Raw genomic sequence first — 21,078 nt, 5'->3', positions numbered from 1 at the left:
GTTCGATGGTGCGCTCCCCCGACCGCTCGGGGCCGCCCCCCGGACCCGGGTGGGGTTCTCTCCCCGGAGGGCGACCGCAGTCGTGAGTGGCGATGGTCGCCGGGGCGACCATCGCCACTCACGGGTCGGGCGCTCAGGCGGCGGTGCGGCGGGCTCCGGTGTCCTCGCCGACGACGAGTGCGGCGTGCAGCGCGCGGGTCGCGTCGTCGACACGGTCGGCGGCGACGAGCACCGACACCCGCGCGGGGGTCGTCGTCACCAGGCGGGGGGTGATGCCCGCGGTGGCGAGCACGTCGAGCGTCGCGGTGACGACGCCCGGCGCCCGGGCCAGGCCCAGGCTGACCACGCCCACCGACCCCAGGTCCTCGCGGGACGCGACGGCGATCCCGGCCGCGTCGAGCGCGGCGACGACCGCCTCCGGGGCGGCGGCGGGCACGCTGACCGTCGTCGCGGGTCCGGGCACGACCGCGCCGAGGACCAGGCCCCGCGCGGCGAGCGCGGCGGCGACCGCGCCGAGCGGCGCGTCGACGGTGTAGAGGTGCTCGTCGCGGCGGTGCGCGACCCCGGCGACGGCCGCCGTGCCGGCGACCTCGAAGTCCCCGGCGCCACCGCGGATCCAGGTGCCCTCCTCGGTCCCGAAGCTCGACCGCAGGTGGATGTCGACGCCGTGGGCCATCCCCAGCTCGACCGACCGCGGCTGCAGCACGCCCGCGCCCGCCTCGGCGAGCTCGAGCATCTCCTGCGGGCGGATCGTCGCGAGCCTGCGGGCGGTGGGCACCACGCGCGGGTCGGCGGTGAAGACGGCCGGGACGTCGGTGAAGATCTCACACTCGCGGGCACCCAGTGCCGCGGCGACGGCGACGGCGGAGGCGTCGGACCCGCCGCGGCCGAGCGTCGTGGTGTCGCCGTCGGGCGACTCGCCCTGGAACCCGGTGACCAGCACGATCGCGCCGTCCTCGACCGCGGCGCGGATGCGGGCGGGGTCGAGGCCGAGCATGCGGGCGCCGCCGTGGGTGGCGTCGGTGCGGATGCCGGCCTGCGGCCCGGTCAGCGAGACGGCCCGGCCGCCGAGCTCGGCGACGGCCATCGCCGTGAGCGCGCAGGAGATCTGCTCGCCGACCGACAGCAGCGCGTCGAGCTCGCGCAGCGGCGGGTTGGCCGAGATCGCGGCGGCCTGGGCGACGAGCGCGTCGGTCGACTTCCCCATCGCCGACAGCACCGCGACGACGCCGCGGCCCGAGCGCTGCGCGTCGACCATCCGCTGCGCGACGGCCCGGATGCGGTCGTGGTCGCCGACCGACGTGCCGCCGAACTTCCACACCAGGGGCGCCTGCGGCCCGCTGATCGACCGCGGTGCCGACTCGCCGCTCCTGCGCCCTGCCATGACGTTCTCCTCGGTCCCCCGGCCCGGACTGTCCGGGACTCGACGTCAGCCTGCGGCCGTGACGACCGGCGCGGCGATGGTGCGCTCCCCCGAGCCGCGGGTGCCCGCCCCCGACCGCGGGTAGGGCCACCCCTCTGCCCGGTATATCCGGTTCGTCGAGGGCTCGTCCCCGCTCCGACCTGCACGGACGGCATGCTCGCGCGACCCGGCAGCGCGGCCGGGTCGTTGGTGCGCCGGGAGAGCGGACGCGGCACGCGGGTGGGGGGTCACAGGACGTACGGGTCCTGGACGGGCGGGCCGCAGGAGTCGAGCCGCGTGAGGTCGGCCAGATAGGGCACGAGCTCGGCACGGGAGGCGTCGTCGTACACGTTCTCCCAGGTCCGTGCGGTGTCGGGTGCGGTGCGCGGGTCCACTTGTGCTCCTCGGGCGGCCCCGGGCACCGGGGCCTGCGGCGGCCGCGGACGACGTCCGGGCGACCGCAGGCTCCCGTGCCGCGGCCCGCGCGACGAGGGGGCCTGCCCCCGGTGCGGGGGTGCCGGCCCCCGGAGTCAGATCGTCTCGAGGACCTGCTCGAAGGCCAGCTCGGCGGCGCCGACGAGGCGGGCGTCGCGGCCCAGCGGCGAGACGGTGATCCGTGTCCCGCCCACGGCCCGGCTCACGAGGCTGCGCTCGTGCACGATCCCGCGGGCCCGGTCGACGACGCGCGGCGGCAGGGCCGTCAGCAGGTCCCCGAGCACGACGAGCTCGGGTGCCAGCATGTTGACGACCGTCACCAGCCCCGCGCCGAGCCACTCGGTGAACTCCCCGAGCGTGCTGTCGATCTCACCCGGGGCGGCCGCGAGGGCGCGCAGCTCCGCGACGAGCGCGCCGCGGGGGGTGTCCTCGGGCAGGCCGAGGGCGCGGCACAGCGCGGGCTCCCCCACCTCGGTCTCCCAGCAGCCCTGGGCGCCGCAGAAGCAGGCGCGCCCGCCGGGCCGGACGAGGATGTGCCCGAGCTCGCCGACGTAGCCGCGGGTCCCGCGCAACGGACGGCCACCGACGATGACCCCGCCGCCGAGCCCGACGTCGGCGGAGAGGTAGACGAGGTCGCTCGCCTCGCGGGCCGCGCCGCGGACGTGCTCGGCCAGCGCGCCGAGCTCGGCGTCGTTGCCGACGAGCGTCGGGTACTGCAGGACGGCACCGAGCCGCTGGCCCAGCGCGACGTCACGCCAGCCGAGGTTGGGTGCCTCGTGGACGAAGCCGTCGGCGCGGCGCACGACCCCCGGCACCGACACCCCGACCCCGGACACGACGACCGCCAGCTCGTCGCGCAGCAGCTGCGCCGACTCGACGACGTGGGTGATCACCTCGCCGGGCAGCCGGGTGGTGCGGTGCAGGTTCCAGCTGTGCCGGCCGAGGATCTGCCCGCCGATCCCGACCATCGCCATCGCGACCTGGTCGACCCGCACGTCGACGGCGAGCACGACCGCCGACTGCGGCTGGGGCAGGACCATCAGCGAGGGCCGTCCCGCCCCGCTGCGCTGGGACGGGACGGCCTCGGTGACGACGCCTGCCTCCGCGAGGCCGTCGACCACCGCCTTGATCGTGCTGCGGTTGAGGCCCAGCTCGGTCGCGAGCGTGGCCCGCGTGCAGGGTCCGCCGACGTGCAGCCGGCGCAGCAGCGCCGAGCGGTTGTGCCTGCGCGCGTCGTCGGGTCGCGTGCCGGACGTCGGGGCGGTCACCGGCCGGCGGTGGCCGATCGACGCCGCGACAGCACGTCGACGCCCGCCGCCACCAGCAGGACCAGGCCGGTGATCACGAAGACCACCGCCGCGGGCTGCTTGAGCAGGCCGAGACCGTTCTCGACCGTCGCCAGCACGGCGCCGCCGATCACGGCGTTGCTGACCCGGCCGCGCCCGCCGAACAGCGACGTCCCGCCGATGACGGCCGCGCCGACCGCGAACAGCAGCGTGTTCCCGCCACCGGCCGCGGGCGAGACCGACCCGACCTTCGACGAGTACACGATCGCGCCGATCGCGGCGAACGCCGAGCTGATCACGAACACGCTCGCCCGGATGCGCACGACGTCGATACCGGCGCGGCGGGCCGCCTCGCGGTTGCCGCCGACGGCGTAGACGTGCCGGCCGAAGCGCGTCCGGTCGAGCACGTAGGTGCCGACCACCAGCAGGACGAGCACGATCGGGACCACGTAGGGCACACCCGAGATCTCTATCAGGCCCGGCGAGCGGTCCTGCGTCAGCAGGTAGGTCGCGACGGCGCCCAGCACGACGACCGCCCCGATCTTGAGCAGCACCAGCCCGGTCGGCTGCGCGACCAGCCCCTTCGCCAGCCGGGTGCGCTGGCGGTTGAGCAGCACCAGCGCGTAGCCGCCCGCGCCGACGACGAACAGCAGCCAGCTGCCCAGCGTCGACAGGTTGCCGTTGGCGACGGCGTTGATCACCGGGTCGCGCAGGCCCAGCGTCCCGCCGTCCCCGATCAGCTGCAGGATCACGCCCTGCCAGGTGATGAACAGCGCCAGCGTGACCACGAACGACGGCATCCCGACCTTCGCGACGAGGAAGCCGGTGAGCACGCCGATGACGACACCCACGCTGATCGCGAGCAGCATCTCGAGCCAGGCGTTCTGCGGGAACCCGACGACGAGCAGCAACGCCGCCACGACGCTCAAGGCGACTGCCCACCAGATCCGCAGGAACGCGGCCAGCGCGGCCGCGAGCAGCATGACGACGACGAACAGGATGAAGACGGTCGTGCCCATCGCGCCGAGCATGTTGCCGCCCGAGACCAGGTGCAGCGCCATGAGCGCCGCCGCCAGTCCGGACGCGGTGCCCGCCGCGAGGTCGATCTCACCGGTGAGCAGGACGAAGACCAGCCCCATCGCGATGATCGTGCGGCCCGCGCCCTGCTGGAGCAGGTTCGCGAGGTTGAGCAGGCTGGGGAACACCCCGCCCTTGTCGAGGACGGTGAACAGGATGAACAGCGCGAGCAGGCCGAGCAGGGCCGGCAGCGACCCGAGCTCGCCCGACCGCAGCCGTGTCCCGTAGTCGCGCAGCGCCTGGCCGGTGGTGCGCGCCGTGGTGTCGATGCCGAAGTCGCCCTGGCGGCTGCCGGGCGCGGCACGTTCCGCCGCCCCGGGCGGGTGTTCGGTCGAGGTCGCGACGGTCGCGCCGGTCTCGGCCTGCGGCGCGCCCTTCGTGACGTCGACCGGCGTGTCGTCGCCGGAGTTGCCGGTCACTGGGTCACCCCCGCGGCCTCGGGCCGGGCGAGACCGAGGTCCCCGGAGCGTCCGGCGGTGATGAGCTCGACGACCTGGCCGTGCGTGACGTCCTTCGTCGGCACCTCGGCGACCATGCGGCCGAGGTAGAGCGTGGCGATCCGGTCGGCCACCTCGAACACGTCGGCCATGTTGTGGCTGATCAGCACCACGCCCAGGCCCTGCTCGGCGAGCCGGCGCACCAGGTCGAGGACCTGGCGGGTCTGGGCGACGCCGAGCGCGGCGGTCGGCTCGTCGAGCAGCACGACCTTGGAGTCCCACAGGACGGCCTTCGCGATCGCGACGGTCTGACGCTGCCCCCCGGACAGCGACGCGACGGGCATCCGGACCGACGTCACGGTCCGCACCGAGAGCGAGGCGAGCGTGCGCCGGGCGGCCTGCTCCATGTCGGACTCGTCGAGCAGCCAGGAGCGCCCGCGCTCGCGGCCGAGGAACATGTTCTGGACGATGTCGAGGTTGTCGGCGAGGGCGAGGTCCTGGTAGACGACCTCGATCCCCAGCGCCGCGGCGTCGGCGGGCGAGTGCACGGTGACCGGGTTCCCCTCGAAGAGGATGTCGCCGCCGTCGATGGGATGGATTCCGGCGACGCACTTGACCAGCGTCGACTTGCCGGCGCCGTTGTCACCGACGAGCGCGGTGACCTCGCCCGCCCGCACGGTGAAGTCGACGTCGTGCAGCACGCGCACGGCGCCGAAGCTCTTGGAGACCGCCCGCAGCTGCAGGATCGGTTCGGACACTCGCGCTCCTCGCGATCGGGGCCTGGGTCGCGGCGCCGGCGTCGAGGTCGTCGACGCCGGCGCCGCGGGTTCAGCCGGACAGGGTCAGGACGACTTGATCCCGAGCTGGTCGCAGGCGGCCTGGGTCTGCGCGTTGCAGATCTCGCTCGCCTTGACGTAGCCGGCGTCGGTGACGGTCTTGACGTTGTCCTTGGTGATCAGCTGCGGGGTGAGCAGGACGGACTTGACCTGGCGGTTGCCCTTCGGGTCGTTCGTCGTCTGCGTGGCCACGGCGTCGGCCGCCGCGGTGTCCCCCTTGGCCAGCGCCGCCGCGAGCTTCGCGGTCGCATCGGCCTCCTCCTGGATCGGCTTGAACACCGTCATGTACTGGTCGCCGCGCAGGATGGCCTGCAGGCCGTCCGCGGTGGCGTCCTGGCCGGTGACCGGGACCTTGCCGTTGAGCCCGTACTTGGTCAGGACGGTGATGATCGCGCCGGCCAGGCCGTCGTTGGCGGCGACGACACCATCGACCTGCCCGCCGTTGCCGGTGAGGATCTGCTCGAACGTGGTGCCGCCGGTCTGGTTGTCCCACTTGTCGATCGGCTGGTTGCGCACGAGCTTGTACTGGCCCGAGTCGTACTTGGGCTGCAGCACCGTCATCTGGCCCTGGGTGAACAGGGTCGCGTTGTTGTCGGTCGGGGCGCCCTCGATCTGGATGATCTGGGCGCCGGCCTTGTCGCCCACGCCCTGGACCAGGCCCTGGCCCTGCAGCGCGCCGACCTTCACGTTGTCGAACGACACGTAGTAGTCGCTCGAGCCACCGAGGTTGAGCCGGTCGTAGTCGATGACCGGGATGCCCTGCGCCTTGGCCTTGGCCGCGACCGCGGACCCGCCGTCGCTGGAGATCGAGGCGATGACCAGGACCTTCACCCCGCTGGAGATCATCCCGTCGGCGAGGGTGGAGAACTTCTGCTCGTCACCCTGCGCGTTCTGGATGTCCGGGTCGAGGCCCGCGGAGCGCATCGCCTTGTCGAGCATCGGCTTGTCGAAGCCCTCCCACCGGGCCGACGAGTCGGTCTCCGGGAGGATCACGCCGACCTTCACCCCGCCGGCCGCGGCGGGCGCCGAGCTCCCCGCCGATCCGCTGCTCGAAGGGGCGCTGTTCTGTCCGCAGGCGGCCAGCGCGAGCGCGAGGCCCGCACTCACGACGGCGAGGGCCGTTCTCCGTATGCGCATCGATGTCCTTCCCACGTCTTCGTGGGCCGCCGCAGCGGCGCTCGAATGTTGCGACCGACAACGTATGTCCACAACCCGGGTGACGGGAAGCACACTGCATCGGTCAAGTACGCCGCGGATCATCACGTTTGGGTTACGCAGCGCGGAATTTGTTGTCTGCCCCAGCCGAACAAGATGCGTTCCGGGCGCGTCCTCCGGACGCCGGCGACACGCCCGAACGGTTCGGAGCCGTCAGTGTGATCCGAGCGCGGGCAGCCGGCGCCGACCACGCGCGGCGGTCGAGGTGCCGGACAGCACCCGAATCGCCCTGGTCACGAGGAGCCCGTGCCGTCCGAGCGTCACTGCACGTAGGTTTGATACCGACAATTCGGGCTCAACACAGCCATACCCGGCGCGGTATTCACCCGTTCGATCAGATGAATGTCACGCGTAGTCACGCTTTCAGGTATCACTCTGTGTGATCGAGACGCCGGGGCCGCGCCGCCGTCACGAGGGGGTCCGGGCGGCCGCCACCGCGGGTTCGTCGCCGTCGCGCGACCGCAGCGCGACAGCCACCACGACGGCGACGATGCCGACCGACTCGAGGGGTCCGGGCACCTGGCCGAGAGCCACGAACCCGATCAGGGTCGCCGTCATCGGCAGCAGCGCGAGCAGGACCGCGAAGCGCGCCCGGCCCAGCCTGCGCAGCACCACCTGGTCTATCGCGTACGGCACGACGCTCGACAGCACCCCGACCCCGACCGCGAGCGCGACGACCCGCGGCGACGACAGCGCGCCGAGCCCGCCCGCGTCCAGCGCGAGCAGCACCGCCAGCGGGACAGATGCGTACGCGAAGCCGACGGCCATGTCGTCGAGCCCGTTGCCGCCGAGCGCGACCCGCTTGCCCAGGACGATGTAGGCCGCCCACAGTGCCGCCGCCGCGAGCCCCCACGCCACCCCGGCCGGGCTGCCTGACCAGCGCACATCGGCGATGCACAGCACCCCGGCCGCGGCCAGCACCACAGCCGCGACGTCGCGCGGGCGCCGGGACGCGAGTGCCGCGACGGCCACCGGTCCGCAGAACTCGACCGCCACCGCCGTGCCCAGCGGCAGGCGCGCGACGGCCTCGTAGAACGCGACGTTCATGCCCGCCGTCGCCAGCCCGAACGCGGCGGCCCGTCCCGCCCGCCGGCCCCGCCACGCCGCACGCCCCGGACGTCGCCAGACACCCAGAACGGTGGCTGCCGCCATGATCCGTAACGCGGCCACGACGGACGGCGAGAGATCATCGAACAGGCCGACGGCGACGGCCGCCCCGACGTACATCGAGGCGCCGCCCGCGACGAAGAGGACGGGTGCCGGGACCCGGTACGAGTGCCTCGTCGTCACGTCGCCGACCCGTTCACCACGACTGCGCAGCGTAGTCGCGGCTCGACGAGTGTTAACGCGCCCGGCCTTGCGGGGGTGGAAACGGCCCCGCATCATTCACTCGTCGTCAACTGAATGCGCAGAGGTTCTCCGGCGGCCCACCGGAACGACACGCCACCGGCCCCGAGTGGTCGAACGTGACGGTCGTCGCCTCCGGGCCGGGAACACGTACAGGGGTGCTGTACGTCTGCAAGAGTGGATGTGCCGCGCGAGCGGTACTCCAGTGCACAGGGCACCGGATGTTCCGGTGTCGAGACGGAGGGAGACCGCCATGCAGCCCGGAACCCTTACCCGCCCCGAGTTGACCGCCGCCGACCGCTGTGACCGTTGCGGAGCGGCGGCCAAGGTTCGCGCCGTACTTCCCTCCGGTGGAGAGCTGCTCTTCTGTGGTCACCACGCGCGCGCGCACGCCGACAAGCTGCGCGAGCTCGAGGTGGACGTGCAGTCAGGCAGTTGACGCGCCGGCGGTAGCCGGTCGACCAGACGTCCAGCGCAGGGCGGGAACCACTCCGGTTCCCGCCCTGCGTGTGCGTCGGGGTCCGTGCTCCGCCGTCCGCCCGTCAGCGCGCCCGGTGGGCGAGGTCCGACACGACGTCGAGGGCGCGGTCGACCTCCCAGGCGCGTGAGTAGTGGTTGGGACTCAGCCGGACGAGGCCGCCGTCGTCGCGGACGCCCAGCGCCCCCGCGGCGCCCCACGCGTAGGCGTACCCGGCCCAGGCGTTTACCCCGGCCGCGTCCAGCGCCGCCACCGTGTCCGACGGCGTCCACCCGGCGACACGGAAGGCGGCGACCGGCGTCCGGACGTCAGGACCGCCGTCGGGGCCGTAGCGCCGCACGTGCGCCAGCTCCCCCAGCCCGGCCCACAGCCGGCTGCCCAGCGCCGCCGTGTGGGCGGCCGCGGCCCGTTGGCCCGCGTGCGGGTCGTCGCCCCCGGGGAGCATCCCCGCCCAGTGCTCGACGGCGGCCACCACCCCAGCCAGTGCCGGGAACGGGTTGGTGCCCTGCTCGAACCGCGCGGGCCCCGACGCCGGGGCACCCGCCGGACGCGGCGGGTCGATCGCCGCCACGACCGCGGGATCGGCCGCCACCAGCGCGGCGACGTGCGGACCGGCCCACTTGTGCGCGCTCGTCGCGTAGAGGTCCGCACCGAGCGCGCAGACGTCGACCGGCGTGTAGGCCGCGTGGTGCACCCCGTCGACGACGCTGAGCGCGCCCACCGCGCGGCCGGCGGCGGCGACCGCGGCGACGTCGACCCGGGCACCGGTCAGGTTCGAGGCCGCGGTGACCGCGACGAGCCGGGTCCGGGGCCCGATCAGCGCCGTCACGGCATCGGTGGGCAGCGCCCCGTCGGCCCGCAGGCGCGCGGTCCGCAGGGTCGCCCCCGCCCGCGCCGCGGCCCGTGCCCACGGCGCGACGTCGGCCTCGTGGTCGGCCTCGGTCACGACGATCTCGTCGCCCGGGCCCCACGTCGGTTCGAGCGCGGCGGCCAGCCGCGCGAGCAGCGCCGTTGCCGTCGGCCCGAGGATCACCCCGTCGGGATCCGGCGCGCCGGCGAAGGCCGCGAACGCCCGGCGGGCCGCGTCGACGAGTGCATCCGCGCGCCGGGCCGCAGGGAACACCCCACCCTGGTTGGCCACGCCCGCCCGCATCGTCGAGGCCACCGCCTCGATCACCGACTCCGGGACCTGGGTGCCGGCGGCGCCGTCGAGCCAGGCGCGCCCGTCGCCCAGCGCCGGGTAATGGGCCCGCAGCCGCGTGACGTCGAGAGCAGCGTCGCCGGTCATGCTCACCGCCAGGAGCGCAGCGTCGCGATGCGCTCCTCCAGCTGCTCGATCGTCGCCATGGCCGTGACGGGTCCCCCGCACACGCGGCGCAGCTCGTTGTGGATCGCCCCGTGCGGCTTGTTCGTGCGGTGGTGGTACATCGCGACGAGCGTGTTGAGCTCCTTGCGCAGGCCGTTGAGCTGTTCGCGCACCGAGAGCTGCGGACGCTGCGCGGGCGGCTCGGGGGCCGGGGTGGCGCGGGCCTGCGCACCGGAGCGGCGCTGGCCCCGGGCCATCCACTCCTGCTGACGCTGGCTCAGCAGCGTGCGCACCTGGTCGGGATCGAGCAGCCCCGGCAGGCCGAGGTAGTCCTCCTCGTCGGCGCTGAACGACGTGCCCTCGTAGATCAGCTGGTCGAGCTCGGCGTCGGCGTGCAGCGCGGTGAACGACTTCTCGTCCTCCCCCGGCTCGTCCTCGACGCGCTGCGCCGCGGCGAGCTCCTCGTCGTTCCAGGTCTCGGCGGCCCGGTGCGGCGCGCCGAGGACGTGGTCGCGCTGGGCCTCCAGCTCGCTGGCCAGCCCCAGCAGCACCGGCACGCTCGGCACGAACACCGACGCCGTCTCCCCCGGCCGCCGCGACCGCACGAACCGGCCGATGGCCTGTGCGAAGAACAGCGGCGTCGAGGCGCTCGTCGCGTACACCCCGACGGCGAGCCGCGGGACGTCGACACCCTCGGAGACCATCCGGACCGCGACCATCCAGCGGTCCTGCGACCGCGAGAACTGCTCGATCCGCGCGGAGGCGCCCTTCTCGTCGGACAGCACGACGACCGGCGGCGTCCCGGTGACCCGCTCGAGGATCGCGGCGTAGGCCCGGGCCGACGTCTGGTCGGTCGCGATGACCAGGCCGCCCGCGTCGGGCATACCGCCCGAGCGGTGTCCGGTGAGCCGCTTGTCGGCCGCGGCCAGCACCGCCGGGATCCACTGGCCGCCCGGGTCGAGCGCGGTGCGCCAGGCCCGCGCGGTCTGCTCGGCGGTCAGCGGCTCGCCCAGCCGCGCCGTGATCTCCTCCCCCGCGCTCGTCCGCCAGCTCGACGTGCCCGAGTAGGCCAGGAACACCACCGGCCGCACGACGCCGTCGGCGAGCGCGTCGGCGTAGCCGTAGGAGTGGTCGGCCCGGCTGCGCAGCGCGCCCTCGGCATCGGGCACGTAGTCGACGAACGGGATCGGGTTGTCGTCGCTGCGGAAGGGGGTCCCGGTCAGCGTCAACCGCCGCGTCGCGGGGTCGAACGCCTCCTTGACCGCGTCGCCCCAGGAGCGCGCGTCGCCGGCGTGGTGCACCTCGTCGAGGATCACCAGGGTGCGCCGGCTCTCGGTGCGCGCCCGGTGCAGCATCGGGTGGGCCGCGACGCCGGCGTAGGTCACCGCGATCCCGGTGTAGTCCGACGACGTGCCGCCCGCGGAGTTGCGGAACTCCGGGTCGAGGGCGATCCCGGCCTGGGCGCCCGCCGCCGCCCACTGGTACTTCAGGTGCTCGGTCGGCGTGACGACGGTGAGGCGGTCGATCACCCGGTCGCGCAGCAGCTCGGAGGCGACCCGCAGCGCGAACGCGGTCTTGCCCGCGCCGGGCGTCGCGACGGCCAGGAAGTCCTGCGGCGACCCGGCCAGGTACCGGGCCAGCGCGGACCGCTGCCAGGCACGCAGCGGACGCTGCTCGACGGGGATCCCGGGGCTGCGATCAACGGCCTGCGACACACAACTCCCTGGTCGGACGGGCATTCCGGCTCGCGTCGGGACCGAGGATCCCGCTCGCGCGACCGGCGTCGAGCCTAACCCGCAGGGATCCGACGGCATGCCGTGACCCGCCGTCGCACCGGCTCGGGCCATGCTGGGTGGGCGACGACCCAGGTGACCGCCCCGCGACCCGAACTCACCCCCTCCGGACTTGCCGACGCCACGACCCCCCGCCCATGCTTGGCCCCGAGCGGCCGACCGAGCCGAGAACACCAGGAGACGATGTGAGCAGCGAGCCGCCCACGGCCGGGACGGACGCCACCCTCGCCGCAGCCGGGGCCCGGCTGGCCACGGCCCTGCTCTCGCGGCCCGTCCGGCTCGCCCGGCACACCGCGGGCCTCGTGGGCGAGCTCGTCCGGATCGGCCTGGGCAGCTCCACGCTGGCGCCCGACCCCGCCGATCCGCGGTTCGCCGCCGCGGCCTGGGCCCGCGACCCGGTGCTGCGCCGCGCCGTCCAGACCCATCTCGCGACGACCGGCGCCGCCGACGCGCTGCTCGCCGACGCGGGCCTCGCCGACGCGGACGACGCGGTGTTGCGCGGGCTCGTCGCGACGCTCGCCGACCTCGCGTCGCCGTCGAGCAACCCGGTGCTGCGGGCGCTGGCGAGCGGACGGGCCGACGCGCCGGCGGACACCCCCGACGTCGCGCCGGGAGAGACCTCCGTCGTCCTGGCCGCCGTCCCGCCCGCGGCCCGGCCGACCGCCCCGCGCCGGCTCGTCGTCGGTGAGGAGGTCGCGGCCACACCCGGCGCGGTCGTCCTGCGCACCCCGTCGTTCGAGCTGCTGCACTACCTGCCGCAGACCCGCGAGGTGCGTGACGTGCCGGTGCTCGTCGTCCCCGCGCCCACGGCGGCGTCCTACCTCGCCGACCTCTCCCCCCGCCGCAGCCTCGTCGAGTACCTCGTCCGGGGTGGCCAGCAGGTGCTGGCGATGAGCTGGGCGGACCCGGCCGCCCGCGCGGGCGACGCGCACGGCGCCCCGCTCGACCTGCACGGCCAGGCCGTCCTGGACGCCCTCGACGCCTGCGAGCGCATCAGCCGGACCCCGGCCACCGCGTTGTTGGGCGTCGGCGACGGGGCCACCCTCGCGGCCGCCACGCTCGCCCATCTCGCGACGCTCGGGCTCGCCGACCGGGTGGCCTGTGCCGCCTGGGTCGCGGCCGACGGACCGCTGCCCGCCGGGGCGGCCCGTGACCTGCGGCAGTGGGCCGCCGACGGCGCGGACGTGCCCGACGGGCTCCGGGGCGCGCTGGAACGGGCCGCCGCCGCGCTCGACGGCCACGGGCACGCCGACCTGCTCGGCACCCCGGTCGACGTCGACGCGGTCGCGGCCGAGACGTTCGTCGTCGGCGACGGCCCGGGGGTGGCCCGGTGGGCCCGGGCCGCCGGGTCGGGTGCGGTGCACGTCGAGAAGCTCTCGCACGCCGGACCGGACGCGGTCGTCGCGACCCCGGACGCCGGCGCGCCGGACGACTCCTGGTGGACCGCCCTGCTGGCCTGGCTGGGCCCGCGCACCGGCCCCACCCGCGAGGCGCCCGCCGAGCTGGGCGGGCGCGGGCTGCGCGCGGTCGCGCCGTCGCCGGGCGACTACGTACTCGCCCGATGACGGGCGCCCGCGACGGTCGGGTCGCCGACCGGGTCGCGGACCTGACCGTCGACGGGCACACGCTGCACGTGGCGGTGCGGCCCGCCGACGGCTCGGGCCGCACACCGTTGCTGCTGGTCAACGGCATCGGGGCGGCGCTGGGCCTGCTCGACCCGTTCGTCGACGCCCTGCCGCCCGACGTCGAGACCATCCGCTTCGACCCGCCGGGCGTCGGCGGCTCGCCCGCGCCCGTGCTGCCCTACCACCTCCCCGGGCTGGCCGCGGCCGTCGACGGCCTGCTCTCCCGGCTCGGTCGGGGGCGGGTCGACGTGCTCGGCTACTCGTGGGGCGGGGCGCTGGCCCAGCAGCTCGCGCTCGGCAGCCCGGGGCGGGTCCGCCGGCTGGTGCTCGTCGCCACCGGCACGGGAGCGCTCATGGTGCCGGGGCCGCCGTCGGTGCTGGCGCGGATGCTCACCGGGCGGCGTTACCACGATCCGGAGCACGCCCGCGAGGTCGCGGGCCGCATCTACGGCGGCACGATGCGGACCCGGCCGGAGCGGGCGGCGGAGGTGCTGGGGACGGGCCGCACGACGGGCCCGGGCGACCGCGGCTACCGGTTCCAGCTGCTGGCGGCGGCGAGCTGGACGAGCCTGCCGTTCCTGCCGTTGCTGCACGTCCCGACGCTCGTCGTGGCGGGCGAGGACGATCCCGTCGTCCCGGTGGTCAACGCGCGCATCCTGCACCGCGGCATCGCCGGCTCGCAGCTGCACCTGCACCCGGGCGGACATCTCGCGCTCCTGACGGAGCCGCACGAGCTCGCGCCCGTCGTCGACGCGTTCCTGGCCGCCCCGGACGATCCCGGGGCGGTGCCGGCGGGGTGACCTCCGCGGACGGCTGGGTCAGGAGTCGCCGCCTGGCGGCAGGGACTCGTAGATCTTCTTGCAGTCCGGGCACACCGGCGACCCGGGCTTGGGCGACTTCGTGACGGGGAAGGTCTCGCCGCACAGCGCCACCACGAGGTTGCCCATGACCGCGCTCTCGGCGATCTTGGCCTTCTTCACGTAGTGGAACATCTTCGGCTCGTCGTTGCCGGTCGTGTCGGTGCCCTCGGGGCGGGTGTCGACCTCGGGCAGCGTCTGGGTGGCCATTGCCCCATGATGCCGCACGTGACCCCGCCGCCGCGCCCCGCTTCCCCGCTCGATCCTCTGGTGGCCCCGGAGGTCGCCGACGCGCTCGCGGCCGGGCGGCCCGTCGTGGCACTGGAGAGCACGCTACTGGCCCACGGCCTGCCGGCGCCGCGCAACCGGGCGACGGCGAGCGCGCTGGAGGACGTCGTGCGCGCGCACGGCGCGGTGCCGGCGACGGTCGCGGTGCTCGACGGCAGGCCGCGCGTCGGGCTCGACGCCGAGGCCCTCGACCGGATCTGTGCGGGCGGGGTCGCGAAGCTCTCGATGCGCGACCTGGGCGTCGCCGCCGGGCTCGGGCTCGACGGTGCCACGACCGTCGCCGCCACCGCGTGGCTCGCCGCGGCGGCGGGCGTGGAGGTGTTCGCGACGGGCGGGCTCGGCGGGGTGCACCGCGGCGCCCGCGAGACCTGGGACGTCTCGGCCGACCCGGCGACGCTCGCGCGCACCCCGGTGGCGGTCGTCTGCTCCGGGGTCAAGTCGATCCTCGACGTCGGCGCCACGCTGGAGGTGCTGGAGACCTGGTCGGTGCCGGTGCTGGGGTTCGGGACCGACGCGTTCCCCGGCTTCTACCGGCGCGACTCCGGGGTGCCGGTGCCGTGGCGGGTCGACTCCCCCGCCGACGCCGCCGCCGTCTGGCGGGCGCACCGTGCCACCGGCGGCGGGCTCGTCCTGGCGCAGCCGGTGCCGGTCGACGCGGAGCTCGACGCCGACCTCCACGACCGGCTGCTCGCCGACGGGCTGGCGATGGTCGCGGCGCGCGGCATCGTCGGCAAGGACGTCACCCCGGCGCTGCTGGAGCACTTCCACAGCGGCAGCGACGGCGCCAGCCTGGAGACGAACATCGCGCTGGTGACGGCGAACGCGGCGCTCGCGGCACAGCTCGCCGCACTGCTGTGACCGCCTCCGCGGGATGCGCGCCGGACGCGCGGACGTCGCGATCGGTCGCCGACCGGCCGACCGTCAGTCGTCGATGACGCCCCGGTCCCCCTGTCCGAGCGCGGGACGCTCGGGCCGGAACCGGTTGGGGTTCTCCGCCTTGCGGGGCAGGCGGTCGTTGGCGACGAGGACTGCGATCCACGGCAGCGGGATCGACAGCACCAGCAGGCCGACGGCGAGCCACGGGATCTGGTAGAAGGCGGCCGCGGCGATCATGCACGGCACCCGCATCAACATCATGGTCTTGTAGCGTCGCTTGCGGACGGCGAGCTCCTGCTCGTAGGACATCGCGGCGTCCGTGATGAGCACGGGTTCGTCGTTGCTGCTCCGCTGCGGCTCGGTCACGACCACCACCCCTCGCTGCCGCCGGGGGTGACCGGCGGCCACCTCCATCGTTGCACTGCGAGGCCGGGAACGCCCGTCCGCGGGCGGATTGTCGTGCCGATCGTCCGGCGTGTCACCACCGGAAACGCCCGGACGGGCAGGAACCAGGCAGCCACCCGCCGGGCGGACCCGTCAGGACGCGCCCGCCTTGTCCCCCGCCGGGTCGGCGTGACCGTGCGCGTGCAGCGTCACGGGTGCCACCGCCTCCTCCGACACGACCTCGAGCAGCCGCCGGGCCAGCCCGCCCGCAAGGCGGTACCGGACCAGCCTGCCCTCGCGGTGCGCGGTGACCATTCCGTGCGCGCGCAGCAGCCGCAGCGCGTGCGAGACGGCGCTGTCGCTCATCCCGACGGCGACCGCCAGGTCGGACACGCAGAGGTCGCCCGCGTGCAGGAGCGCGAGCAGGATGCTCAGGCGGTTGACCTCGCCGAGCGCGTCGAGCACGGTGGCCGAGTGCTGCAGCTGCGCCTCGTCCGCGAGGACGGCGGTGGCGTCGCAGACCTGGTCGGGATCGATGACCCGCAGGCCCTGACGATCGGACGGGACCTTGTGCACGATCTCGATGCTAGTCCGCGACGCGGCGGACACGGCGCCGTGATCCCGGTCGCGTCCCCGCCCGGTCCGGACCGTCAGCCGGTGGCGGCCGCCTTGCGTGCCGCCTTCGCCGCCTGCTTGTACTCCCGGACGCGCCCGAGTGAGTCGGCGTCGACGACGTCGGCGACCGACATGTGGACGCCGTCCTGCCCGTAGCCGCCCGCGGCCTCGCGCCAGCCGTCGGGGGTGACCCCGCGCTGCTTGCCCAGCAGGGCGGTGAAGATCTGCGCCTTCTGGGTGCCGAAGCCGGGCAGGCCCGCGAGCCGGGTGAACAGCTCCTTGCCGGACGCGACGTCGGACCAGATCCCGGGGACGTCGCCGTCGTAGCGGTCGACGACCGCGGCGGCCAACGCCTGCACCCGCTGCGCCATCGACCGCGGGTAGCGGTGCACCGCGGGCGGGCCGGTGAACAGCTCGACCAGCGCGTCCGGGTCGTACCCGGCCAGCTCGCGCGCGTCGAGCCGCTCGACACCGAGCCGCCGGGCCAGCAGCGCCGGCCCGGCGAAGGCGCGCTCCATCGGGAACTGCTGGTCGAGCAGCATCCCGATCAGCAGCGCGAGCGGGTCGCGGTCGAGCAGCGCGTCGGCGTCGGCGTCCTGGGCCAGGCAGAGCGTCACGCCGGTCAGCGTAGCGGCGGCGGGCCCGTCGTGGACCCGTCGCCGCCACACCGGTGGGTCAGCGGTCCAACCAGGTGCGCGCGAGGAACAGGTCGCGCGACTGGTACCGGTCGATCCCCTTGACCTCCTTCTTCGCGATCGTCGCCAGGTACACCCGGCTCGTCCAGGCGACCGGGATGTCCTTGTTCACGATGAGCTCGACCTGCTGGTAGGCCCGGGCCCGCGCGTCGTCGTCGGTCGTGGAGGCGGCGTCGGCGAGCAACGCGTCGACCTGCGGGTCGGAGTACTTGCCGAAATTGGTGCTGCCGCCGGTGCCGAAGAGCCGCCGGACCCCCGGGTAGGGGTAGTCGACCGACGCCACGTTGGTGCTCAGCTGGAAGTCCCCGCTCTGCACGACCGACGCCGAGTACTGCGCCAGGTCGTACATCTGCACGTCGACCTTGATCCCGAGGGCCTCGATCTGGGCCTGGACGAACTCGGCGTAGGGCGGGCGGCTGTTGGACGTCTTGAAGGTGAAGTCCGGGTTCTTGCCCGACGCCCGGTAGTCGGCGACGAGCTGCTTTGCCTTCTCCAGGTCGAACGCGGGCCACTCCTTCGACGCGGCGTCGGTGTGGAACGGGCTCTGCGCGTCGAACAGGCTGTCGGCGGGGACGATCCGGTTGTTGTACTGGCTGGCCGAGAGCGCCTGCAGGTTGATGGCGCGCACGATGGCCTCGCGCATGTTCCGGTCGTCGAACGGCGGCTTGGTCGTGTTGAAGATCAGGAACTCGCCGGAGTTGCCGGGACCGTAGAACACCTGCAGGTTCGGGTTGTCCAGCGCCGCGACGAGCTCCTGGTTGTAGGCACCGAACGCCAGGTCGACGTCACCGTTCTGGATCGAGGCCTGCCGGGAGTTGGTGTCGGACAACGGCCGGAACTCCAGCCCGTCGAGGTGGGGCAGGCCCGGCTGCCAGTACGTCGGGTTGCGGGCCAGCACCATCTTCGAGTCGCGCGTCCAGCTCTTGAGCACGAACGGGCCGGCGCCGACGGGGTTGCTGCCGATGTCGTCGCCGTACTTCGCGAGCGCCGCGGGCGAGACGATGAGCCCGAGCGTGCCGGAGTACTGGTTCTGCGCGAACAGGACCGGGAAGTCACCGAGCGGGGCCTTCAGCGTGAACTGCACCGTCAGCGGGTCGAGCGCGGTCATGGTCTCGATCTGGGTCGCGAAGGAGTGCGCGGCCGAGCGCACCTTCTCGACGTGGCGGCGGGTGTTGACGATGACGGCGTCGGCGTTCAGCGGCGTGCCGTCGGAGAACCTCACGCCCTCCCGCAGCTCCAGCCGCCACGTCCGGCCGTTGTCGGTGGTCGCCATCCCCTTGGCCAGCAACGGTTGTGCCGACCCGTCGGGGGCGAGCTTCATCAGCGAGTCGTACACGGCGAACGCCGCGTTGTTGGTGTTCTGCACCGTCGGGTCGAAGCTGACCGCCTCCCGGTCGGTGCCCAGTACCAGCACCCCGCCGTCCTTCGGCGTCCCCTCGGCGGCGACGTCGCTGCCGTAGGGGTTGGTGGCCGGGATCGGGCCGGCGCCCGCGCCGCCCTCGCCCGCCGCGGACCCGCCGCAGGCGGCGAGCACCGTCACCAGCACCGTCAACAGTGCCGTGGCGACGAGTGCGCGTCCGCGGCCCCCCCTCGCCCGCCGCCCGCCCGGCCCGCCCTGCGCAGGTACACGCGGCGATTGCTCCCGTCGTGAAGGCACTCGCGGTGAAGGCACACACGCTCCCGGCATCCGTCACTCCTCGTCGAGTTCGGCTCCTGCGCCGCCGGTCCGGCGACGGCGCTCGTGCGGTCTGTGCGGTCGTGCAGTCCGTGAGGTGGGTCCCGCCCGAGCGGTCCCGCCCGGCGCACGGCGGTGTGCGCCGGGCGGGGCCTGCCCTCCCCGGGCGACGTGTGTTCCGGGCGCGCGACGACCACCCGCCGCGGGGCCACGGCGGAGGCCCGGCGGGCGCAGGTGTCAGCGAACGGGCGCGGCCCGTTCGCCGGTGGGGACACAGCGTGATCGGCGTGGGGGATCGTGCTCGGCGTCGGCGGTCGACATCGTCGTTCCTCCCGGCGGCCCGATCGGGTGGTGGAGCCGTCGGACCTGCACAGACGGTAACCGGAACGGATACGGCGACGGAAACAACCATTGCTGCTGACGCACCATCAGCGCGACGAATACCTCGGGCGGGACGAACCCGACGGCGGGGCTGGCCGCACCACGGACCCGTCCTGCCGGCCCGGACCGGCGGGCGACGAGGATGGACGCGTGCTCCCCGATCTCGTCCCGGCGGCGCCGGGCCTGCGTACGGCGTTCCTGACCCACGGCTACACCGTCGACGGTGTCCGCGCGCTGCTCGGGCGGGCCGCGCACGACGCCCTGACCCGCGGTGAGCCCGAGGCCGCCGACCGCGCCACCCGCGACGGCGGCGAGCTCGGCGTGCTCGTGCGGCTGCTGCTGCTCGGCGCCACGGAGCCCGCCGCGGCGGTGCGGGCGGCGCTGGGCGACCCCGGGCCGCTGGTGGGGGCCGGCCTGCTGCGGGTCGCGGGTGACGGGTTCATGGCCGCCCTCGACGTCCGGCCCTACGCCGACGACGCCGGCTCGGGCGCCGCGGACGACGCGTGGTGGGTCGTGTCCGACCTCGACACCCCCGCGGCGCGCCAGGACCGCGACCACGTGACCGGCGTGGGCGGGGCGTCGCTGTCGCTCGCGGCCGCCGCGATCCGCCGGCCCGTGGACGCCACGCTCGACCTGGGCACCGGCTGCGGGGTGCAGGCCCTGCACGCGAGCAGGCACTCGCGCACGGTCGTCGGCACCGACGTGGCGCCACGGGCGTTGGCGCTGGCCGCCGCCACCCTCGCGCTGTCCGGGGTGCGGGCCGAGCTGCGCGAGGGGCCGTGGCTGCAGCCGGTGGCAGGCCGCCGGTTCGCCCACGTCGTGTCCAACCCGCCGTTCGTGCCCGGCCCCGCCCGCGTCGACTACGTCTACCGCGACTCCGGCGCCGACGGGGACGACGCGCTGGCCGCGCTGCTGGGCGACCTGCCGGGGGTGCTGGAGGCGGGCGGGGTCGCGCAGCTGCTCGGGTCGTGGCTGCACGTGCGCGGTGAGGACTGGCCCGACCGCGTGCGGTCGTGGCTGCCGCCGGGGTGCGACGCGTGGATCCTGCAGCGCGAGGTCGTCGACCCGGCGATGCACGTCGGCACCTGGCAGCGCGACGCGGGACTCGACCCGGCCGCACCGTCGGCCAGGGCGCGCGCCGGCGAGTGGCTGGACTGGGCCGAGGCCCGCGCCGTCGAGGGCGTCGGGTTCGGGCACCTGTTGTTGCGCCGCACCGACGCCGAGCCCGTCGTCGTCGTCGAGGACCTCGTCGGCGAGCTCGGCGGCCCGCTCGGGCCCGAGGCCGACGGCTGGCTCGACCGCGTCGACTGGCTGCGCGCCCACGCCGGCGACGACGCGCTGCTCGGTGCGACGCTCGCGCTCACCGCGTCGGCGACGCTCGAGCGCTACGCGGTGCCCGGCGAGGAGGGCTGGGCAGAGGCGGGGGCGGCCGTCGCCCGCCGCGACGGCCCGCTGTGGCGCCACGAGGTCGACGAGCCCGCGGCCGCGATGCTCGCGGGTTGCCGGGGCGAGCTACCGCTGGGCGAGCTGCTCGCGCTGCTGTCGTTCGCGCACGACCGGCCCTACGACGCCCTCGTCGCGGCCACCCTGCCCGCGGTCCGCGAGCTGGTGCGGCACGGGCTGCTCGTCCCGGTGGCCCCGTGAGAGCGGTCGTGGCGCGGGTGACCCGGGCGGCGGTCCGGGTCGAGGGCACCGTCGTCGGGGAGATCGGGACGGGGCTGCTCGTCCTGCTGGGCGTGCACCGCGCCGACACCGTCGACACGGCGGCGACGATGGCCCGCAAGCTCCACGAGCTGCGCATCCTGCGCGACGAGGCGTCGTGCGCGACGGCCGGCGCGGCGCTGCTCGTCGTCAGCCAGTTCACCCTCCACGGCGACACCACGAAGGGCAGGCGGCCGTCCTGGCAGGCCGCGGCCCGGCCGGAGGTCGCCGAACCGCTGGTCGAGGCCGTCGTCGCCGAGCTGCGCGGCCGCGGCGCGACGGTCGCCACCGGGGTGTTCGGCGCGATGATGGAGGTCGAGTCGGTCAACGACGGCCCCTTCACGGTGCTCGTCGAGGTCTGACCCGGCG

General features: G+C 74.9%; 20 protein-coding genes. 6 read left to right on the top strand and 14 right to left on the bottom strand.

Annotated features, from left to right (window positions below; translation table 11 throughout):
• Positions 1–133 precede the first annotated feature (133 nt).
• From PSD17_RS14840 to PSD17_RS14810, 7 genes are all read right to left on the bottom strand, one after another.
• Positions 134–1,384: an aspartate kinase gene (locus tag PSD17_RS14840; RefSeq protein WP_339122973.1), complete on the bottom strand. Its 1,251-nt coding sequence runs from the start codon at positions 1,382–1,384 to the stop codon at positions 134–136.
• 266 nt (positions 1,385–1,650) lie between these two features.
• Positions 1,651–1,797 (bottom strand): hypothetical protein, encoded by a 147-nt coding sequence (locus tag PSD17_RS14835; RefSeq protein ID WP_013675122.1) that lies wholly within the window; start codon positions 1,795–1,797, stop codon positions 1,651–1,653.
• 135 nt (positions 1,798–1,932) lie between these two features.
• Positions 1,933–3,105 (bottom strand): ROK family protein, encoded by a 1,173-nt coding sequence (locus tag PSD17_RS14830; protein ID WP_013675121.1) that lies wholly within the window; start codon positions 3,103–3,105, stop codon positions 1,933–1,935.
• Entirely contained in the window at positions 3,102–4,619 is a 1,518-nt protein-coding gene (locus PSD17_RS14825) for a sugar ABC transporter permease (RefSeq protein ID WP_013675120.1), read from the bottom strand. Before PSD17_RS14825 ends, PSD17_RS14830 begins: the two co-directional genes overlap by 4 nt.
• Positions 4,616–5,395: an ATP-binding cassette domain-containing protein gene (locus PSD17_RS14820; protein WP_013675119.1), complete on the bottom strand. Its 780-nt coding sequence runs from the start codon at positions 5,393–5,395 to the stop codon at positions 4,616–4,618. Before PSD17_RS14820 ends, PSD17_RS14825 begins: the two co-directional genes overlap by 4 nt.
• An 84-nt stretch (positions 5,396–5,479) precedes the next feature.
• Positions 5,480–6,610 (bottom strand): sugar ABC transporter substrate-binding protein, encoded by a 1,131-nt coding sequence (locus PSD17_RS14815; protein ID WP_013675118.1) that lies wholly within the window; start codon positions 6,608–6,610, stop codon positions 5,480–5,482.
• A 486-nt stretch (positions 6,611–7,096) separates the two neighbouring features.
• The gene (locus PSD17_RS14810; RefSeq protein ID WP_234027862.1) at positions 7,097–7,915 is read right to left on the bottom strand and encodes an EamA family transporter; all 819 of its coding nucleotides are present in this window, start codon (positions 7,913–7,915) and stop codon (positions 7,097–7,099) included.
• 373 nt (positions 7,916–8,288) lie between these two features.
• On the opposite strand from PSD17_RS14810, the gene PSD17_RS14805 reads away from it, so the two are divergent.
• Entirely contained in the window at positions 8,289–8,474 is a 186-nt protein-coding gene (locus tag PSD17_RS14805; RefSeq protein WP_013675116.1) for a DUF7455 domain-containing protein, read from the top strand.
• 103 nt (positions 8,475–8,577) lie between these two features.
• Here PSD17_RS14805 and PSD17_RS14800 read toward each other — a convergent pair whose 3' ends face one another.
• Together PSD17_RS14800 and PSD17_RS14795 are read right to left on the bottom strand one after the other, a co-directional pair.
• Positions 8,578–9,801 (bottom strand): aminotransferase class V-fold PLP-dependent enzyme, encoded by a 1,224-nt coding sequence (locus tag PSD17_RS14800; protein ID WP_339123043.1) that lies wholly within the window; start codon positions 9,799–9,801, stop codon positions 8,578–8,580.
• Between the two features lie 2 nt (positions 9,802–9,803).
• Positions 9,804–11,534, bottom strand: coding sequence for a DEAD/DEAH box helicase (locus tag PSD17_RS14795; RefSeq protein ID WP_013675114.1), 1,731 nt, complete (start codon positions 11,532–11,534; stop codon positions 9,804–9,806).
• A gap of 263 nt (positions 11,535–11,797) precedes the next feature.
• On the opposite strand from PSD17_RS14795, the gene PSD17_RS14790 reads away from it, so the two are divergent.
• A complete protein-coding gene (locus tag PSD17_RS14790; RefSeq protein ID WP_158703409.1) occupies positions 11,798–13,177 on the top strand; it encodes a hypothetical protein in 1,380 nt (459 codons plus the stop codon).
• Positions 13,174–14,037, top strand: coding sequence for an alpha/beta fold hydrolase (locus PSD17_RS14785; RefSeq protein WP_339122972.1), 864 nt, complete (start codon positions 13,174–13,176; stop codon positions 14,035–14,037). The genes PSD17_RS14790 and PSD17_RS14785 overlap by 4 nt, the downstream gene beginning before the upstream one ends.
• A gap of 18 nt (positions 14,038–14,055) precedes the next feature.
• On the opposite strand, the gene PSD17_RS14780 is transcribed toward PSD17_RS14785, so the two are convergent.
• Positions 14,056–14,304 (bottom strand): DUF3039 domain-containing protein, encoded by a 249-nt coding sequence (locus PSD17_RS14780; RefSeq protein ID WP_013675111.1) that lies wholly within the window; start codon positions 14,302–14,304, stop codon positions 14,056–14,058.
• 9 nt (positions 14,305–14,313) lie between these two features.
• Between PSD17_RS14780 and PSD17_RS14775 the strand changes: the two genes are divergently transcribed.
• Positions 14,314–15,240: a pseudouridine-5'-phosphate glycosidase gene (locus PSD17_RS14775; RefSeq protein ID WP_339123041.1), complete on the top strand. Its 927-nt coding sequence runs from the start codon at positions 14,314–14,316 to the stop codon at positions 15,238–15,240.
• A gap of 63 nt (positions 15,241–15,303) precedes the next feature.
• Here the strand turns inward: PSD17_RS14775 and PSD17_RS14770 are convergent, their stop codons facing one another.
• The 4 genes from PSD17_RS14770 to PSD17_RS14755 all read right to left on the bottom strand — a co-directional run bounded on the left by PSD17_RS14770 (position 15,304) and on the right by PSD17_RS14755 (position 18,498).
• Entirely contained in the window at positions 15,304–15,624 is a 321-nt protein-coding gene (locus tag PSD17_RS14770) for a DUF3099 domain-containing protein (RefSeq protein ID WP_013675109.1), read from the bottom strand.
• 171 nt (positions 15,625–15,795) lie between these two features.
• Complete coding sequence (locus PSD17_RS14765; RefSeq protein WP_041761280.1) at positions 15,796–16,218, bottom strand: ArsR/SmtB family transcription factor; 423 nt, start codon at positions 16,216–16,218, stop codon at positions 15,796–15,798.
• 74 nt (positions 16,219–16,292) lie between these two features.
• Positions 16,293–16,883, bottom strand: coding sequence for an HhH-GPD-type base excision DNA repair protein (locus tag PSD17_RS14760; protein WP_445261013.1), 591 nt, complete (start codon positions 16,881–16,883; stop codon positions 16,293–16,295).
• A gap of 49 nt (positions 16,884–16,932) precedes the next feature.
• Complete coding sequence (locus PSD17_RS14755) at positions 16,933–18,498, bottom strand: ABC transporter substrate-binding protein (RefSeq protein WP_339122970.1); 1,566 nt, start codon at positions 18,496–18,498, stop codon at positions 16,933–16,935.
• 660 nt (positions 18,499–19,158) lie between these two features.
• On the opposite strand from PSD17_RS14755, the gene PSD17_RS14750 reads away from it, so the two are divergent.
• Both PSD17_RS14750 and dtd read left to right on the top strand, forming a co-directional pair.
• Entirely contained in the window at positions 19,159–20,652 is a 1,494-nt protein-coding gene (locus tag PSD17_RS14750) for a DUF7782 domain-containing protein (protein ID WP_339122969.1), read from the top strand.
• A complete protein-coding gene (dtd, locus tag PSD17_RS14745) occupies positions 20,649–21,071 on the top strand; it encodes a D-aminoacyl-tRNA deacylase (RefSeq protein WP_013675104.1) in 423 nt (140 codons plus the stop codon). Before PSD17_RS14750 ends, dtd begins: the two co-directional genes overlap by 4 nt.
• Positions 21,072–21,078: the final 7 nt, after the last annotated feature.

The sequence above is a fragment of the Pseudonocardia sp. D17 genome (assembly GCF_036984265.1).
Taxonomy (GTDB): Bacteria; Actinomycetota; Actinomycetes; order Mycobacteriales; family Pseudonocardiaceae; genus Pseudonocardia; species Pseudonocardia benzenivorans.
Note: the sequence above shows the minus strand (reverse complement) of the source record. Positions and strands in the feature narration are given on the sequence as shown.

What these genes read in the sequence shown, in the direction of transcription:
- PSD17_RS14840 (WP_339122973.1), bottom strand. Translation starts at nt 1,384, where the DNA reads ATGGCAGGGCGCAGGAGCGGCGAGTCGGCACCGCGGTCGATCAGCGGG.
- PSD17_RS14815 (WP_013675118.1), bottom strand. Translation starts at nt 6,610, where the DNA reads ATGCGCATACGGAGAACGGCCCTCGCCGTCGTGAGTGCGGGCCTCGCG.
- PSD17_RS14810 (WP_234027862.1), bottom strand. Translation starts at nt 7,915, where the DNA reads ATGTACGTCGGGGCGGCCGTCGCCGTCGGCCTGTTCGATGATCTCTCG.
- PSD17_RS14805 (WP_013675116.1), top strand. Translation starts at nt 8,289, where the DNA reads ATGCAGCCCGGAACCCTTACCCGCCCCGAGTTGACCGCCGCCGACCGC.
- PSD17_RS14800 (WP_339123043.1), bottom strand. Translation starts at nt 9,801, where the DNA reads ATGACCGGCGACGCTGCTCTCGACGTCACGCGGCTGCGGGCCCATTAC.
- PSD17_RS14785 (WP_339122972.1), top strand. Translation starts at nt 13,174, where the DNA reads ATGACGGGCGCCCGCGACGGTCGGGTCGCCGACCGGGTCGCGGACCTG.
- PSD17_RS14780 (WP_013675111.1), bottom strand. Translation starts at nt 14,304, where the DNA reads ATGGCCACCCAGACGCTGCCCGAGGTCGACACCCGCCCCGAGGGCACC.
- PSD17_RS14775 (WP_339123041.1), top strand. Translation starts at nt 14,314, where the DNA reads ATGCCGCACGTGACCCCGCCGCCGCGCCCCGCTTCCCCGCTCGATCCT.